Raw genomic sequence first — 17113 nt, forward strand, 5'->3', positions numbered from 1 at the left:
GTCAGCCCTTCCCCTGCGCGTTGAACTCGTTGGTGTAGAGGTCGCCCGGCTTCAACTGGCCCTTCTTGATCTCGCCGCGCCCGCCGAGCCAGTCCAGCCAGAGCTGGAACTCCTTGTCGGCGATCCGCCCGCCGGTCTCGGCGACCCCGTACGAGCGCCAGTACTGGAGGGTGGAGGTGTCCTCGTTGCGGCCGCGCTTCTTGATGATCTCCGTCATCCGGGCGATGACCTCCTCGCGCGGGGTGGTGCGCGACCACTCGATGGCCTTGCCCACTCCGGTGGTGAAGGTCCGGACGGTGTCCGGGTTCTCCTTGATGAAGCGCCGCGTCATCACGTACGAGCCGGCGCTGAACGCGCCCAGCAGCTCGAAGTCCTTGAACAGCGGACGGATCCCGCCGGTCGCCAGGGCCTTGTCGCGCAGGACGCCGCTGAGCACGCCCACCTCGATCTGCTTCTGTCTGAGGGCCTGTTCCGTGTTGACGGGCGGGACGACGAGGGATTCGACCTTGCTCCCGTCCGCCTTGGAGAGGCCGTTGCGCTCCAGGTAGATGTCGAGGAGGGCCTGGGCGTGGGCGCCCAGGGTGTTCATGCCGACCTTCTTGCCGATCAGGTCGCGGGCGGAGCGGATCGGGCTGTCCTCCAGGACGTAGTAGCCGAGGTACGTGTCCTGGTCGGAGCCGTAGTAGGAGACGACGGCCTGGATCTGGGCCTTGCTGGCGGCCAGCTTGACGATGGCACCGTTGAAGGCTCCGCCGAAGTGGGTCTGGCCGGTGGCGGCGGACTGGATGTCCTGCGGGCCGCTGATGGTGTTGCCGACCCATTCGAGGGTGAGGCCGCCGAGGTAGCCGAGGTCGGCGGCCAGCTCGGGGAGGGTGACCGAGCCGACCGCGCCCTGGTACTTGAGGGTCGTGACCTGCTTGCCCCGGCCGCCGGAGCGGTCGGTGGCGGTGGCCGTGCCGCAGCTCACCGCGGCCGCCGAGATGCCGAGCAGGGTGAGGAACTGGCGCCGGGAGGTGGGGGTCGGGGTGAAGGCTGCGGGCATGGCGGGTCCTTGTCGCGGGAGCTGTGGAGGGTGGACGGTTACGGGGCGGGGGCGAGGGCGGCGGTATCGGCGGCGCGCAGGGCCTCGGCGAACTCGTCGACGGCCTGGAAGAGGTCCAGCTCCGCCTCCGGGCGCAGCCGGTCGGGACCGGCCCCGCGTTCGACGGCGGCGTCCAGGACGAACCGGCCGGCGGTGACGTGGCGGGCGCCGAGCGCCGCGAGGACCGGGCGCAGGGCGTAGTCGATGGTCAGGACGTGGGCGAGGCTGCCGCCGGTGGCGAGCGGCAGGACGGTCTTGCCGGCGAGGCCGTCCTGCGGGAGCAGGTCGAGGAAGGCCTTGAGCAGGCCGGTGTACGAGGCCTTGTAGACCGGGGTCGCGATGACCAGGCCGTCCGCCTCGGCCACGGCCTCCAGGGCGCGGCGGAGCTCCGGCTCGCCGCGGCGGGCGGCGAGGAGGTCGGCGGCGGGCAGCTCGCGCAGGGCGAGGTGCGCCGTCTCGAAACCGGCGTGGGTCAGGCGGCGCAGGACGTGGTCGGCGACCACGGCGGTACGGGAGTGGGCGGAGGGGCTGCCGGTGAGGGCGAGCAGTCTGGGCACGGGGCTCTCCTGGTGCGGCGGGTCGGGGGCGGGAGCGGCTGACGGTCAGGCCGTGGCGGTGTCCGTGGCGGCGGAGGCACCGGAGGCGATGCCGAAGGCGGGGTCGGGCACGCTCTCCGGGCTGATCAGGCGGGACGGGAGCCCGTCGGGGCCGACCGGGACGTCGCCGTCGACGGTGACGCGGCGCAGGGTGCGCTCGTGGTCGTCGGAGTCGTCGACTCCGTAGTGCTGGGTGGCGCGGTTGTCCCAGATCGCGACGTCGCCGGCCTGCCAGCGGTGGCGGACGGTGTTCTCGGGGCTCTCGATGTGCGCCTGGAAGAGGTCGAGCAGGAGGCGCGAGTCACGGCCGGTGAGGCCGCTGATCCGCTGGACGAAGTTGCCGAGGAGCAGGGTGTGTTCGCCGGTCTCGGGGTGGACGCGGACGACCGGGTGCTCGGTGAGGAACTTCGTGGAGGTGAACACCTCGCGGTACTGGGCGAGCGCCGCGGGCAGGGCTTCGGGGCGCAGGGCCGCGTAGTCGTACTCGTTGGAGTGGACGGCACGCAGGCCGTCGGCGAGGGCGCGGAGCGGCTCGGGGAGGCGGGCGTAGGCGGTGGCGGTGTTGGCCCAGAGGGTGTCGCCGCCGTACGGGGGGATGGTGACGGCGCGGAGGATGGAGAAGGCGGGATAGGCGGGCACGAAGGTGACGTCGGTGTGCCACTGGTTGGCGCGGGCGCCGTGGTGGGAGTCGATGCCGAGGGCGTAACGGCCGTCGGCGGAGGGGACGGTGGGGTGCGCGACAGGGGTGCCGAGCAGTTGGGCGAAGGCTTCGTGGCCGGCCTCGTCGAGGTGGTCCTGGCCGGGGAAGAAGACGACCTTGTGGGCGAGGAGCGCGGCGCGGATGCCGGCGACGGTGGTGGCATCGAGGTCGCCGCCGAGGCGGACGCCGTCGATGCGGGCACCGATGCGGCCGCCGATCTTGGTGACGGTAAGGGTGTCAGTGGCGGTGGTCATGAGGGCTCCCTGAAGTGACACCGGCACGGGGAAGGTGCGGGTGTGGGGCGGGGTTGCGGCATGGGTGTGCGACGGGCGCGGCGGGGCGCGGCGCGCTCAGGCGCGGCGGGGGGGCCGTACGGGGTGGTGCGGCGCGCTCAGGCGTGGCGGGGGGCCGGACAGCGGCCCTGACACTCGCCCGGCGCGGTACAGGCGCCGGGGGTGTGGAGCCGCGGGGCGAGGTGCTCGGTCGCGGACATGTCCCGGAGCGTGACAGCGGCCCGACCGGTGGTCAACCCCGGCGCGGCGGCCCGCGGTCAGGCCGCCCCGAGGCTGCCCGCAGCGGGCTGACCTGGGCGTTCTCCGCCCCCGCAGGGCGTCAGGAGGCAGCCGGACCGGCCGAAAACGGTGGCCGGATTTCACGCCTCTGCAACGCCCCCGCCACGGCACCGACGCGCCCGCCCACCGGGCCGCCACCGCCCAACAGCGGCCCGGCGGACAACGCCCCGACCGCCCCCGGCACTACCCGGCCGGACGGGCCGCCGGTCCGCTCCCCCGCACCCACCGCACCACCGGGACGGAGCGCAGGCCCCGCGCCCGACCCCCATCAGGCCGCCACCGGCCGGGTGCGGCCCGGCAGGCAACGCCGCGGCCCGCCCCCGACACCGACCGGCCGGCCGGACCGGACGGGCACTCCGCGCGCCACCGCTCAGCCGGACAGAGTGCAGGCCCGCGCCCGACCCCCGCCGGTCCGGTACCGCCGGATGCGACCCAGCCTCCACCGGGCTCCGCCCGAGCCTCCAACGGGCCGGGGCCCACCCGGTGCGGCCCGACGACCCGGCCCCGACGCGACTGAAAGCCCGCCGGCCCGGCGCGCACGCGACGGCCCCCACACCAACCGGCCGGACGGGCCGGACGAGCGCTCCGCGCACCACCGCACAGCAGGGACAGAAGGCCAGCCCGCGCCCGACCCCCATCAGGCCGCCACCAGCCGGGTGCGGCCCAGCCCCCCAGACTCCGCCCGCGCCCCCACCGCCAAGCCGACGAGGCCGCGCACCCGACCGGGGCCTGCCTGGTGCTGCGCGCCAACCCGGCCGCGCCGGGACTGAAAGCCCGCCAGCCCGGCGGGCAACGCCGCGACCGTCCCCGTCACCAGCCGGACGGACGGGCCGGACGAGCGCTCCGCGCACCACCGCACAGCAGGGACAAAGGGCCAGCCCGCGCCCGACCCCCACCAGTCCGGTCCCGGCCGGATGCCGCCCAGCCGCCACCGGGCTCCGCCCGAGCCTCCATCGGGATGTGGCCTGCCCGGTGCAGCCCGACTGCCCGGTGCCGACACGACTGAAAGGCCGCCAGCCCGGCCGGCAACGCCGCGGCCGCCCGCGGCAGCAGCCCGCCGGGCCGGGAGTCGGGCCGGGACTTCGCCGATCGCCCCCACCGGGGTCTGCCCGAGCCCTCGCGCCGCCTGACGAGGCGGCCCGGCGCTCACCGCGAAACCGAACCGCCGCCGACTCGGCGGGCGGCGCGTCCGGCCGTACCCGGCGCCGAACCGCCCGGCTCCGCCCAGCCCAGCCCTGCCGGAAGCAACCGGCCACGCCAAGCCGCCCCCGGCCTGCCGAGGCCGAAAGCCCACCGGGGCCCGGCCCGGCAACGCTCCCCCGGCGCCCACGGGAGCCCGGCCGCCCCGCCGCCCGGCCGGGGGCACGTCGAACGGGCGCCGGGGACCGAAGCGCCCCGGCCAGGGGGCTGAGCTGGGAGTGCGAGATCACATCCGGCGGTTATGGTCTCGATTGAGCGGCCCCCCTAGCATTCGAGCCATGACGGTCCTGCCTGACGACGGGCTCTCCCTGGCCGCCGAGTTTCCTGACGCGACACATGAGCAGTGGCAGCGCCTGGTTGAGGGCGTACTGCGCAAGTCGGGCAAGGAAGTCACCGGCGAGGCAGCTGAAGACGCGCTGTCCACGACGCTCGAGGACGGGCTCCGCACCCGCCCGCTGTACACCGCCCGCCCCGGCGAGGACGCGACCGGCTTCCCCGGCTTCGCCCCCTTCGTACGCGGCGGCCGGCCCGAAGGCACCTCCGCCTCCGGCTGGGACGTGCGCCAGCGGATCGCCGGGACCGATCCGGCGCGGGTCAACGAGGCCGCGCTGGCCGATCTGGAGAACGGCACCACCTCCCTGTGGCTCACCGTCGGCGCGGGCGGCTTCCCCGTCGCCGGCCTCGGCCGCGCCCTGGAGGGGGTCTACCTCGACCTCGCCCCCGTCACCCTCGACGCCGGCGCCGGATACGCCGAAGCCGCCCGCGCGTTGCTGGCCCTGTACGCCGAGCGCGGGGTGGCCCCCGAGGCCGCCCGGGCTTCCCTCGGCGCGGACCCGCTCGGCCACGAGGCCCGTACGGGTGAACGGCTGGACCTCGCCGGAGCCGCCGCCCTCGCCGCCGAGACGGCCGACGGCTGGCCCCACGTACGGGCCCTGACGGTGGACGCCCTGCCCTACCACGAGGCCGGGGGCAGCGCCGCCGAGGAGCTGGGCCTGTCGCTGGCCACCGGCGTGGCGTACCTGCGGGCCCTCATGGAGGCCGGTCTGGGCCTCGACGCGGCCCTCGGGCAGCTGGAGTTCCGCTACGCCGCGACCGCCGACCAGTTCCTGACGATCTCCAAGCTGCGCGCCGCGCGCCGCCTGTGGGCCCGCGTCGCCGAGGCCTGCGGGGCCCCGGAGGCGGGCCCGCAGCGCCAGCACGCGGTGACCTCGCCGGTGATGATGACCCGGCGCGACCCGTGGGTGAACATGCTGCGCACCACCGTCGCCTGCGTGGCGGCGGGCGTGGGCGGCGCGGACGCCGTCACCGTGCTGCCCTTCGACCACGAACTGGGCCTGCCCGACGCGTTCGCGCGCCGGATCGCCCGCAACACCTCCACGATCCTGCTGGAGGAGTCGTACCTGGCGCGGGTGATCGACCCGGCCGGCGGCTCCTACTACGTCGAGCAACTCACCGACGAACTCGCCCACGCTGCCTGGGAGTTCTTCCAGACCGTCGAGAAGGCGGGCGGCCAGGCGGCCGCCCTGCGCTCCGGCCTGGTCGCCGAGCGGCTCGCCGCCACCTGGGCCGAGCGCTCGAAGAAGCTGGCCAAGCGCCGCGAACCCATCACCGGCGTCAGCGAGTTCCCGCACCTGTCGGAGAAGCCGGTCGTCCGCGAGCCCGCCCCGGCGGGCCCGACCGGTGGTCTGCCGCGCGTGCGGCGCGACGAGGCGTACGAGGCGCTGCGCGCCCGCAGCGACGCGCACCTGGCGGCGACCGGCGCCCGGCCGAGGATCTTCCTCGCCGCGCTCGGCCCCGCGGCCGCGCACACCGCGCGCGCCACCTTCGCCGCGAACCTGTTCCAGGCGGGCGGCGTCGAGCCGGTCCACGAGCCGGTGTCCGTGGACCCGGGCACGGCTGCCGCGGCCTACGCGGCGAGCGGCGCGGACGGCATGGCGGTGCTGTGCTCCAGCGACGCCCTGTACGAGGAGCAGGCCGCGGCGGTGGCCGAGGCACTGCGCTCGGCGGGCGCGACGACGGTGTTCCTCGCCGGGAAGCCCGGCACCGCCCAGGACGCAGTGGACGAGTACGTCTTCGCCGGCTGCGACGCCGTCGCCGTACTGTCCTCCGTACTCGACCGGATGAAGGTGGCGTCTTGAGCACCGCGATCCCCGATTTCTCCGACCTCCCGCTAAACTCCGCGGCGGCCCCGGCCGGTTCCGAGGAGCAGTGGCGGGCCGCCGTCAAGGAGTCCACCGGCACGGCCGCCGCGGACCTGCTGTGGGAGACCCCGGAGGGCATCGGCGTGAAGCCGCTGTACACCGGGGCCGACCTGGAGGGCCTGGACTTCCTGCGGACGTACCCGGGCGTGGCCCCGTACCTGCGCGGCCCGTACCCGACGATGTACGTCAACCAGCCCTGGACGATCCGGCAGTACGCGGGCTTCTCCACGGCGGAGGAGTCCAACGCCTTCTACCGGCGCAACCTCGCGGCCGGCCAGAAGGGCCTGTCGATCGCCTTCGACCTGCCCACGCACCGCGGCTACGACAGCGACCACCCGCGGGTGACGGGCGATGTCGGCATGGCGGGCGTGGCGATCGACTCGATCTACGACATGCGGCAGCTGTTCGACGGGATCCCGCTGGACAAGATGACGGTGTCGATGACGATGAACGGCGCGGTGCTGCCGGTCCTCGCGCTGTACATCGTGGCGGCGGAGGAGCAGGGCGTCTCCCCCGACAAGCTCGCCGGGACCATCCAGAACGACATCCTCAAAGAGTTCATGGTCCGCAACACCTACATCTATCCACCGAAGCCCTCGATGCGGATCATCTCGGACATCTTCGCCTTCACCTCGCAGAACATGCCGAGGTACAACTCCATCTCGATCTCCGGCTATCACATCCAGGAAGCCGGGGCCACGGCCGACCTGGAGCTGGCGTACACCCTGGCGGACGGCGTGGAGTACCTGCGCGCCGGGCAGGCGGTGGGCCTGGACGTGGACGCGTTCGCGCCGCGCCTGTCGTTCTTCTGGGCGATCGGCATGAACTTCTTCATGGAGGTCGCGAAGCTGCGCGCCGCGCGCCTGCTGTGGGCGCGGCTGGTCAAGCAGTTCGACCCGAAGAACGCCAAGTCCCTTTCGCTGCGCACCCATTCGCAGACCTCCGGCTGGTCGCTGACCGCGCAGGACGTCTTCAACAACGTGACGCGCACCTGTGTCGAGGCGATGGCCGCGACCCAGGGGCACACGCAGTCGCTGCACACCAACGCCCTGGACGAGGCGCTCGCCCTGCCCACGGACTTCTCGGCGCGGATCGCGCGCAACACCCAGCTGCTGCTCCAGCAGGAGTCCGGGACCTGCCGGTCGATCGACCCGTGGGGCGGCAGCGCGTACGTGGAGAAGCTCACCTACGACCTCGCCCGGCGCGCCTGGCAGCACATCCAGGAGGTCGAGGCGGCCGGCGGTATGGCGCAGGCCATCGACGCCGGCATCCCGAAGCTGCGCGTGGAGGAGGCCGCGGCGCGCACGCAGGCGCGGATCGACTCGGGGCGCCAGCCGGTGATCGGCGTGAACAAGTACCGGGTGGAGAACGACGAGGCGATCGACGTCCTCAAGGTCGACAACTCCTCGGTGCGCAGCCAGCAGATCGAGAAGCTGCGCCGGCTGCGCGAGGAGCGGGACGAAGCGCGTACGCAGGACACCCTGCGGGCGCTGACGAACGCGGCCGGCAGCGGGGAGGGCAACCTGCTCGCGCTGGCCGTGGACGCGGCGCGCGCCAAGGCGACGGTCGGTGAGATCTCGGACGCACTGGAGAAGGTGTACGGGCGGCACGCGAGCCAGATCCGTACGATCTCGGGTGTGTACCGCACCGAAGCAGGCGAGTCCCCGTCCGTGGAGCGCACGCGTGCGCTCGTCGACCGGTTCGAGGAGGCGGAGGGCCGCCGTCCGCGCATCCTGGTGGCGAAGATGGGCCAGGACGGGCACGACCGCGGCCAGAAGGTGATCGCGACGGCCTTCGCCGACCTGGGCTTCGACGTGGACGTCGGTCCGCTGTTCCAGACCCCGGCGGAGGTGGCCCGCCAGGCCGTCGAGGCGGACGTCCACGTGGTGGGCGTCTCGTCGCTGGCGGCCGGTCACCTGACCCTCGTACCGGCGCTGCGCGAGCAGTTGGCGGAGGAGGGCCGCGAGGACATCATGATCGTGGTGGGCGGGGTGATCCCGCCGGCGGACGTCCCGACCCTGCTGGAGATGGGCGCGACGGCGGTCTTCCCGCCGGGCACGGTGATCCCGGACGCGGCGCACGACCTGGTGACGCGGCTGGCCGCAGATCTCGGTCACGAGCTGTAGGCGCGGCCGATGCCCTCGAAGATCGACATCGAGGCCTACGCCAAGGGGGTGCTCGACGGGAAGCGCGCGTTCATCGCGCGCGCCATCACGCTCGTCGAGTCCACCCTGCCCGCCCACCGGGCATTGGCACAGGCGTTGTTGACGGAGCTGCTGCCGCACGCGGGGCGGGCCCGGCGGATCGGCATCAGCGGGGTGCCTGGCGTCGGCAAGTCGACGTTCATCGACGCGTTCGGCACGATGCTGACGGGCCTGGGCCACCGGGTGGCGGTGCTGGCCGTCGATCCCTCGTCCACCCGGACGGGCGGCTCGATCCTGGGCGACAAGACCCGGATGGAGCGGCTCGCCGTCGACCCGGCGGCCTTCGTGAGGCCCTCGCCGTCGGCGGGGACGCTGGGCGGGGTCGCCAAAGCGACGCGCGAGTCGATGATCGTGATGGAAGCGGCGGGCTACGACGTGGTCCTCGTCGAGACCGTCGGCGTCGGCCAGTCGGAGACGACGGTGGCGGGGATGGTCGACTCCTTCCTGCTGCTGTCGCTGGCCCGGACCGGCGACCAGTTGCAGGGCATCAAGAAGGGCGTCCTGGAACTGGCGGACGTCCTGGCGGTCAACAAGGCGGACGGCCCGCACGAGCGCGACGCGAAGGCGGCCGCGCGCGAACTGTCGGGCGCGCTGCGGCTGATGCACCCTGCGGACGCCGCGTGGACGCCGCCGGTCCTGACGTGCAGCGCCCGCGAGTCGGCGGGCCTGGACGAGGTGTGGAACCGGCTGGAGCAGCACCGGCGGCTGCTGGACGCGGGCGGCCGCCTCGCCGCCAAGCGGGCGGCGCAGCAGGTGGAGTGGACGTGGTCCATGGTGCGGGAGGAGCTGCTGGAGCGGCTCCGCGCCGATCCCGCGGTACGGGCCGTCGCCCCCGGTCTCGAAACGGCGGTCCGGGAGGGCTCCTTGACCCCCACCCTGGCGGCGGACCGGATCCTCGCGGCCTTCGGCGGCAGCTGAGCGGCCTGCCGGTCCCGCCGTCGGGCGCGGCGCCGCGGTCGGCGCCGCGCCCGAACGCTGCGGTCAGGCGCCGACCAGTACCGGGTCGCCCGAGGACAGGGCCGCGCGGAGCACCCGGGACCGCTCGGCGGGGTCGTCGGTGGCGAGCAGCGCGGACAGTACCGCGATACGGGCCTGGCCGGCCCGCAGGGTGCCGGTGGGCACGGCTCCGGCGGCGACCAGGTCGACCGCGCCGCCGTGCGTGTAGATCTCGGTGACCGGGCCGGCGGCCACCCGCGTGGTGAGCGCGACGAGTACGCCGCGCGCGACGGCGGCGGCGACCGCGTCGACGATCTCCGGGGTGGCGTTGCCGGCGCCCGTCCCGATCAGCACGATCCCGCGGGCCCCCGCCTCCACCGCGGCGTTGAGCAGCGTCGCGTCCCCGTCGGCGTGATGCATGACCATGTCCACGCGCGGCGGGAGTTCGGGCATCGCGGGCAGGGCGAGCGGGGCCGGGCGCTGCGGGGTGCGCAGCACGGTGACCTTGCCGAAGCCGATCTTGCCGAGCAGTTCCTTGGAGGGGTCCGCGAACGCGTCCAGGGCCACGGCCTGGGTCTTCACGGTGCCGCGGGCGGCATGCACCCGGCCGGCGAAGGCGATCAGCACGCCGAGTCCGCGCGTGGTGGCGGCGGTCAGCAGCGCGTCGTAGAGGTTGCCGGGGCCGTCGCCGTCGGCGGAGCCCATGGGCAGCTGCGAGCCGGTGAACACCACGGTGCGCGGGTCGTGGTGGTGCAGGTCGAGCAGGAAGGCCGACTCCTCCAGGGTATCGGTGCCGTGCGTGACGACGATGCCGTCCACGTCCGGGTCGGCCAGCACCTCGTGGACCGTGCGCAGCAGGGTGAGCTGGTGGGCGGTGGTCAGCCGGGGGCTGTTCACGCTGAACAGGTCGACGACGTCCACGGTGACGCCCTCGGGCAGCGGCGCGGTGGCGATCACCTCGCTGCCGTCGGCGTCGGCGGCGAACCCGGAACCCTGCCAGCGGCTGGCTATCGTTCCGCCGGTGCTGATGACGACGACGCGTCCCATCCCTGCCCCACCCTTCTCTCGTACGATGTCCGCACAGATTTGCTACAACCGGCAATGATAGAGCGATCTACGCGCAATGCGATTGCCGATTCCGGCCGTGCCGCAACATTTCGTAGGGGATAATTGCGCAATGGACGCCATTGATCGGGAAATCTTGCGCGAGCTCCAACAGGACGGCCGCCTCAGCAACCAGGAGCTCGCCCAGCGCGTGGGCCTGACGCCGTCCCCCTGCATGCGCCGGGTGCGGCAGCTGGAGCAGGACGGGGTGATCCAGGGCTACCGCGCGGTGATCGACCCCGAGGCGGTCGGGCGGGGCTTCGAGGTGCTGGTATCGGTCGAGGTGCGCCGCGACCGGGCCGCGGTGGAGGCCTTCGAGGCGGCGCTCCAGGACATCCCCGACGTCATCGAGGCCTACCGGCTCTTCGGCAGCCCCGGCTGTCTGCTGCGCATCGCCGTGGCGGACCTGCGGGCGTACGAACGCCTGTGGATCGAGCAGCTCACGGCCCTGTCGGGGGTCACCGAGGTGAACTCGCAGATCATCATGAAGCGGATCAAGGAGCCGACCGGGCTGCCGGTGTAGCGGCAGCGCCGGCCCGCGCCCCCCTCACCCGGCGGCGGCCCGTGCCGTCGTGGCGTGCCACTCCGCCGCGTGCCCGTCCACCGGGTGCAGTTCCACCGCGTCGACCAGCCCTTCCGGATCGGTCCGCACCTGGCGCAGCACCCGGGCGAAGGACGCGGCGAGCGCCTCCAGCGCGCCGCGCTCGTAGGCATCGGAGCGGGCGTCGAGCGTGATCCGGAGGCCGGCCCCGGCGACGCGCAGCGTCAGCGGGTACGGGGAAGGCGCGCAGCGGCGGACGCCGGTGAGTGTGATGCCCGCCGCCGTGGTGGTCCCGGGGAGCCCCTCCAGGGGGTCCGGGCCCGGTTCGTGGACGACCAGCGAGTCGAACGGCGCCTTCGGGCCCGGGTGCCACCCGATCTCCGCCAGGCCGTGGCCGGGGCGCCGCTCCAGTGCCCGCAGGAACTGCCCCACCGTGTCGCCCGGGCCGTAGGAGACCCGTACCGGGACGGTGTGGGCGAACAGCCCGACCGTCTCGTGGGCACCGGGCACTCCGGCCGGACGGCCGGGGACGGTCACGCCGAACACCACGTCGCGGCTGCCGCCGAGCCGGGCGAGCAGGATCGCCCACGCGCCCCGCACCAGCGTGTCCGGCGTGATCCCCAGTTCCGCGGCGCGCCGGGACAGCCCGCGCGCTTCGCCCGCCGCCACCTCCGCCTCGACCCGGTCGGCCCCCGTCCCGGTTCCGGTCCCCTCCGGCGGACCGGCGGGCCGTGGGCGCCACAGCACCGGGACCGCGGTGTCCGCGAGCGCGCCGAGGCAGTCCCCGTAGCCGGGCGCGGCCGTCGGCAGCGCCGCGGCCCCGCCCACGCGGTACAGCTGGAGCAGGTCTTTAACCAGGACTGCCGCGGACCGGTCGTCGAACAGCACCGGGTGCGCCGTCACCACCAGCTCCGCGCGCTCTCCCAGCCCGATCAGGGCGAGCCGGAGCAGCGGCGGGGCGAGCGGGTCGAACCGGGCGGCGCGCTCCGCGGCGAGCAGCCGCTCCGACTGCGCGTCGCGGACGTCCTCGGCGGCCCCCGCCAGGTCGAGGTACTGCCAGGGCAGCCGCACCTCCGCGGGGACGATCTGGACCGGCTGACCGGAGGCGGCCGCAGCGAAGCCCGCGCCCAGGTTGGGGTGGCGCACCCGCAGGGCCTGCCCGGCCGCCCGCATCCGTACGGGGTCCACCCGGCCCTCCACCGGGATGACGAACTGCACGGGGTGCGGGCCGGCCGGGGACCCGGCGGGACCGGCCGGGCGCAGCACCGCCGCCTGGACCGGGGACACCGGCCACACCTCGGCCAGCCGCCCGTAGCGGGCCTCCCACTCCTCGATCTCCGCCCCGGCCACTCGCACCAGCGGTACGTCCGAAGGCGTCAGCCCACCGGCGCCCGGCTGCCGCGCGTGCCGGGCGAGACCGGTGAGGGCGGTGACCCACAGGCCGGCCAGCTCCGCCACCCGCGCCTCGGGCAGCACCCCCGCCGGGAAGCCGAAGGACGCGGTGAGTTCGGGGCCCGTCCCGCCTTCCGTGGTCCGGACGGCGACCTCCAGGGCCGCCGGTACGGGCGCCTGCCCGTCCGGGGCCGGGGCCGGGGCCGGCCCGGGCGCCGGCGCCCAGCCCGAGCCCCGCAGGCCCACCGGCATGTCGTCGGCGCCGAAGGCCCGGTGGTATCCGAACCCGATCTGCGGGTCCGGGTACCCAGCCAGTTCGGCGGCCGTCCGCGGGTTGAGGTGGCGCAGCAGCCCGTAGCCGATGCCCTCGTCCGGCACGGCGCGCAGCTGCTCCTTGACGGTTTTGAGCGCGCGCCCGGCGGCGGGGCCGCCGGCGAGCGCCTCGTCCAGGTCCGTCCCGCCGACGTCCAGGCGTACGGGGAAGGCGGCGGCGAACGGGCCCACGGTCCGGGTGAGGTCGGCGTCCGGCAACACGGCGGGCGGGCGGCCGTGGCCTTCGAGGCGGATCAGCGAGGAGGTACGGCCCTCGCCCCTGCCGCGGCGCCAGCGGGCCAGTGCCAGGGCCAGGGCGGTGAGCAGCACGTCCTCGACCCCGCAGCGGAAGGCGGCGGGGACCGCGGTCAGCACGGCTTCGCCCACGGCTGCCGGGACGCGGACCCGTACGGTCCGCACGGTGGCCGCCACGTCCACGGCCGGGTCGGGGCGGCGGCTGCCGAGGACGGTGTCCGGCGCCGCGAGGACCCCGCGCCAGTGCGCCAGCTCGGCCTCCCGGTCCGCACTGGCCGCCTCGTGTTCCAGCGCGTGCGCCCAGCGGCGTACGGAGGTTCCCGCCCGGGGCAGCACGGCGACCCCGCACCGGGCCCGGGCCCAGGCGTCGGCCAGGTCGGGCAGCAGGATCCGCCACGACGCCGGGTCGGCGACGAGGGGGTGCAGGACGACCAGCAGCCGTCCGGTGCCGCCCCGTCCCACGGCGCTGCGGTCGAACCAGACGAACTGGACCATCACCCCGGCGGCCGGGTCCAGTCGGCCGGTGGCCGCGTCCAGTTCGGCGGCGATCAGCGCGTCGTCCCACGGGCCGCCGCACGGGATCCGGCGCACCAGCGAGGCGGGGTTCACCAGCCCGGCGGGCTCGACCCGCAGCCCGGGCTGCGGGTCGCGCACCAGCCGGGAGCGCAGCACGTCGTGCCGGTCCAGGACCGCGCCGAGCGTCGCCATCAAGCTGAACAGGTCCGTTTCCAGTGGGAGTTCGAGCAGCTGCGCCAACGCGGGCCGGTTCCCGGCGCCGCGGACCGGCAGTTGGCGGGCCGCCGGGAGCAGCGGCATCCAGCCGACGCCGTCACCCTCCGGTTCGGCCGGTTCCGGGGGCCGGCGGGCGCGTCCGGCGGCGAGCACCGCCAGGTCGGCCACCGTGCGGTGCTCGAAGATCTCGCGCGGGGTCACGTCCGCGCCCCGGGCGCGGGCCCGGGCGGCGGCCTGGACGGAGCGGATGCTGTCGCCGCCGGCGGCGAAGAAGTCGTCGTCGACACCGACCCGGTCCAGGCCGAGCACCTCCCCCACCGCCGCGGCCAGCGCCTCCTCGGCGGCGGTGCGCGGGGCGCGGTACCCGCCGCCGGCGAGGTCGGGTGCGGGCAGCGCCGCCCGGTCGAGCGTGCCGTCGGGCGTCAGCGGCATCCGGTCCAGCACGGTGAAGGCGGCGGGCACGAGGTAGTCGGGCAGCCGCGCGGAAACGAAGCGCCGCAGCTCGGCCCGGTACTCGCGGACGTCCTCGCCGGCGTCAGGGCCGTTGCCGCCGGGTACGACGTAGGCCACCAGGCGGGGGCTTCCGCCGCGGCCCTCCCGGGCGACGACCACGGCCTGCGAGACGCCCGGGTGGGCCGTCAGCGCGGCCTCCACCCGGGCCGGATCGCGGCCCGGCCCGCCCGCCGTGCCCCGGCCGGCGGCGGGGCCGAGGTGCTCCAGCCGTCCGTCGGCGTTCCGGCGCGCCAGGTCGCCCGTACGGTACATCCGCCCGCCGGGCGGCCCGAAGGGGTCGGCGACGTACCGGTCCGCCGTCGCTCCGGGCCGCCCGGGCGAGCCGCGGCCGACGGCGCCGCCGACGTACAGTTCACCGACCGTCCCCGGCGGTACGGGAGCCAGGCCCGGCCCGAGTACGTACGTCCGCAGCCCGGCGCCGTCCGTGCCGCCGTCGTCGGGGGCGCCTTCGGGGGCGCAGAAGGCGTCGGCCCGGCCGTAGGCCTCGATCACCCGGACGCCGGGAAGGGCGGCCCGCGCCCGGTCCGCCAGCCCCGCGGGCAGCGGCTCTCCGCTGAAGACGACCGCCTGTACGCCGGTCCGCGCCGGGATCCGGTCGACGAGGGCGGCGAACGCCGAGGGGGCGGTACCGAGCACCTGCGCGGGCCGGCCGCGCCCCTCCTGCAACGCCTCGGGGCCGCGGGCCACTTCGACGCTGCCGCCGGCGCAGAGCGGGGTGAGGAGCTCGTACACCGACGCGTCGGAGCCGGACGGGGAGGCGGCGAGCATCCGCCGCCCGGTGAGCACGCCGAGGCGCCGGGTCAGCCGGCGGACGCCGTCGGCCAGGTTGCGGTGGGTGACGACGACGCCCCCGGGTGCCGCGCCGCCGTGGAGCACCCAGGCGGTGCGGTCCGGCCGGGGGGTGGTGGCCCGGACGGCCGGGTCTCCCGGCGCTCCGGCGCCGATGTCCTCCAGGCACAGGCGCGGAACGCCACCGGGCGGCAGGCCCGCCGCGGTGGCGGAGTCGGTGAGGACCAGCCGCGGGCGCGGGCCGGCGAGTACGGCGTCGAACGGCGCCGGGCCGGGCCGGGCCGGGTCGAAGGGCAAGCAGCCCGCGCCGGCCTTGAGGACGGCGAGCAGGCCGACGACGAGTTCGGCCGTCCGGGGCAGGGCGAGTACGACCAGGCCCTCCGGGCCGACCCCGCGCCGGACCAGCTCCCGGGCCACCCGGTCGGCCCGGGCGTCGAGCTGCCCGTAGCTGAGCGAGCCGTCCGCGTCGAGGACGGCCGGGGCGTCCGGGGTCGCCCCGGCCTGCCGTTCGAAGATCGCGACGACCGTCTCCCCGGACCCCTCGGGCGCCTCGGCGGCCGGGTCGCCGGCCGGCCACGTCAGCCGTGCGCGCTCCGCGTCGTCGAGGACGTCCACGGCGCCGACCGGGATCGCCGGGTCCGCGACGATCCGGCGCAGCACGCGCAGGAACCGGGCCGCGAGCCGCTCCACCGTGGCACGGTCGAACAGGTCCGTGGCGTAGGTGAGCCGGACCCGCGCCCCGCCGGCCGGGTCCGGGACGATGACGAAGGACAGGTCGCAGGTGGCGGTTCCGGTGCAGGCGGGTTCGAAGGCGACCCGGAGTCCGGGGACCTCGATCGCGGGCGGGGCGGGCTGCCAGGCGCAGCGCACCTGGAACAGCGGGTGGTAGGCCGTGGACCGCTCGGGGGCGATCAGTTCCACCAGCCGCTCGAACGGCACGTCGTGCAGGTCGTACGCGTTCAGCGCCTTGGTCGCGGCCGTCCCGAGGAGCTCCGCGAAGGAGGGGTTGCGGGACAGGTCCAGCCGCAGCACCCAGGTGTTGACGAAGAAGCCGACGAGGTCGGCCAGGGCCTCCTCGCTGCGGTCGGTGACGGGGCAGCCGATCGTGAGGTCGTCGCCGGCGCCCAGCTGGTGCAGCAGGACGGCCAGGGCGGACTGCATCGCCACCGCCGCGCTCGTGCCGTGGTCGGCGGCCAGCTCCTCGACGGCGGTCAGCAGCCGCGGTTCGACGGTGAACTCGTGCAGGTCGCCGCGGTAGCTGGCGGCCGGGGGCCGGGGACGGTCGGTGGGCAGCGCCAACGGCTGCGGTACGCCCGTCAGTTCCTCGCGCCAGTAGGACACCTGGGCGGCCGCGAGGCCGGCGGGGTCGTCCTCGTCGCCCAGCAGGTCGTGCTGCCAGAACGTGTAGTCCTGGTACTGCACGAGGAGTTCGTCCTGGTCGGGGTCGTGTCCCGCGCGCCGCGCCGCGTAGGCGGCGAACAGGTCGCGGGTGAGGGGCCGGCCCGACTCGTCGTCGCAGGCGATGTGGTGGACGACCAGCACCAGCAGGTGCTCCTCGGGCGAGCACCTGAGCAGGGTCGCCCGTACGGGGATCTCCGCCGTGAGGTCGAACGGGTGGGACACGGCCCGCGCCACGGCGGTCGCCACCTCCTCCGGTGCCACGTCGGCCACCGGCACGGTCAGGGACACGCCGGCGGGGGGTGCGATGCGCTGGAAGGCGTCCCCGTGGTCGTCCTCGACGAACACGGTGCGCAGGCTCTCGTGCCGGGTCACCAGGTCCCGTACGGCCGCTTCGAGCGCGTCCGGGTCCAGTTCGCCCCGCAGCCGCAGGACGAACGGCACGTTGTAGGTGGCCGAGGGGCCTTGCAGCCGGTGGAGGGCCCACAGGCGGCGCTGGGCGAACGACAGGGGGATCATCTCTGGTCCCGGGGGCGGGGACCGGTGGTGCGCGCTTGCCGGGTGACCGGATCGCCCGTGGTGCCGAT

9 protein-coding genes are annotated in these 17113 nt (G+C 75.2%); 4 read left to right on the forward strand and 5 right to left on the reverse strand.

What is annotated here, in order from left to right; all coding sequences use genetic code 11:
• Position 1: 1 nt before the first annotated feature.
• The 3 genes from ACZ4M3_RS23960 to ACZ4M3_RS23970 are packed head-to-tail and all read right to left on the reverse strand — an operon-like array spanning position 2 to position 2631.
• Positions 2–1042 carry an ABC transporter substrate-binding protein gene (locus ACZ4M3_RS23960; RefSeq protein WP_467735788.1) on the reverse strand — a complete coding sequence of 347 codons (1041 nt, stop codon included), beginning with the start codon at positions 1040–1042 and terminating at the stop codon, positions 2–4.
• Between the two features lie 38 nt (positions 1043–1080).
• Positions 1081–1638, reverse strand: coding sequence for an NADPH-dependent FMN reductase (ssuE, locus tag ACZ4M3_RS23965; protein WP_467735790.1), 558 nt, complete (start codon positions 1636–1638; stop codon positions 1081–1083).
• Between the two features lie 45 nt (positions 1639–1683).
• Positions 1684–2631: a TauD/TfdA dioxygenase family protein gene (locus ACZ4M3_RS23970; RefSeq protein WP_467735792.1), complete on the reverse strand. Its 948-nt coding sequence runs from the start codon at positions 2629–2631 to the stop codon at positions 1684–1686.
• Positions 2632–4427: 1796 nt separating this feature from the next.
• Between ACZ4M3_RS23970 and ACZ4M3_RS23975 the strand changes: the two genes are divergently transcribed.
• From ACZ4M3_RS23975 to meaB, 3 genes are read left to right on the forward strand one after another with little or no spacing between them, the layout of a single operon-like run.
• Complete coding sequence (locus tag ACZ4M3_RS23975; protein ID WP_467735794.1) at positions 4428–6287, forward strand: methylmalonyl-CoA mutase family protein; 1860 nt, start codon at positions 4428–4430, stop codon at positions 6285–6287.
• Positions 6284–8476 (forward strand): methylmalonyl-CoA mutase, encoded by a 2193-nt coding sequence (gene scpA, locus ACZ4M3_RS23980; RefSeq protein ID WP_467735796.1) that lies wholly within the window; start codon positions 6284–6286, stop codon positions 8474–8476. The genes ACZ4M3_RS23975 and scpA overlap by 4 nt, the downstream gene beginning before the upstream one ends.
• A 9-nt stretch (positions 8477–8485) precedes the next feature.
• Positions 8486–9472, forward strand: coding sequence for a methylmalonyl Co-A mutase-associated GTPase MeaB (meaB, locus tag ACZ4M3_RS23985; protein ID WP_467735798.1), 987 nt, complete (start codon positions 8486–8488; stop codon positions 9470–9472).
• Positions 9473–9535: 63 nt separating this feature from the next.
• Here the strand turns inward: meaB and ACZ4M3_RS23990 are convergent, their stop codons facing one another.
• Complete coding sequence (locus tag ACZ4M3_RS23990) at positions 9536–10537, reverse strand: asparaginase (protein WP_467735800.1); 1002 nt, start codon at positions 10535–10537, stop codon at positions 9536–9538.
• A gap of 130 nt (positions 10538–10667) precedes the next feature.
• Here ACZ4M3_RS23990 and ACZ4M3_RS23995 point away from each other — a divergent pair, with 130 nt between their 5' ends.
• Complete coding sequence (locus ACZ4M3_RS23995; protein ID WP_453357042.1) at positions 10668–11117, forward strand: Lrp/AsnC family transcriptional regulator; 450 nt, start codon at positions 10668–10670, stop codon at positions 11115–11117.
• 24 nt (positions 11118–11141) lie between these two features.
• Here the strand turns inward: ACZ4M3_RS23995 and ACZ4M3_RS24000 are convergent, their stop codons facing one another.
• Complete coding sequence (locus tag ACZ4M3_RS24000) at positions 11142–17045, reverse strand: condensation domain-containing protein (protein WP_467735802.1); 5904 nt, start codon at positions 17043–17045, stop codon at positions 11142–11144.
• Between the last annotated feature and the right edge of the window lie 68 nt (positions 17046–17113).

This window comes from Streptomyces sp. NPDC026522, assembly GCF_055567555.1.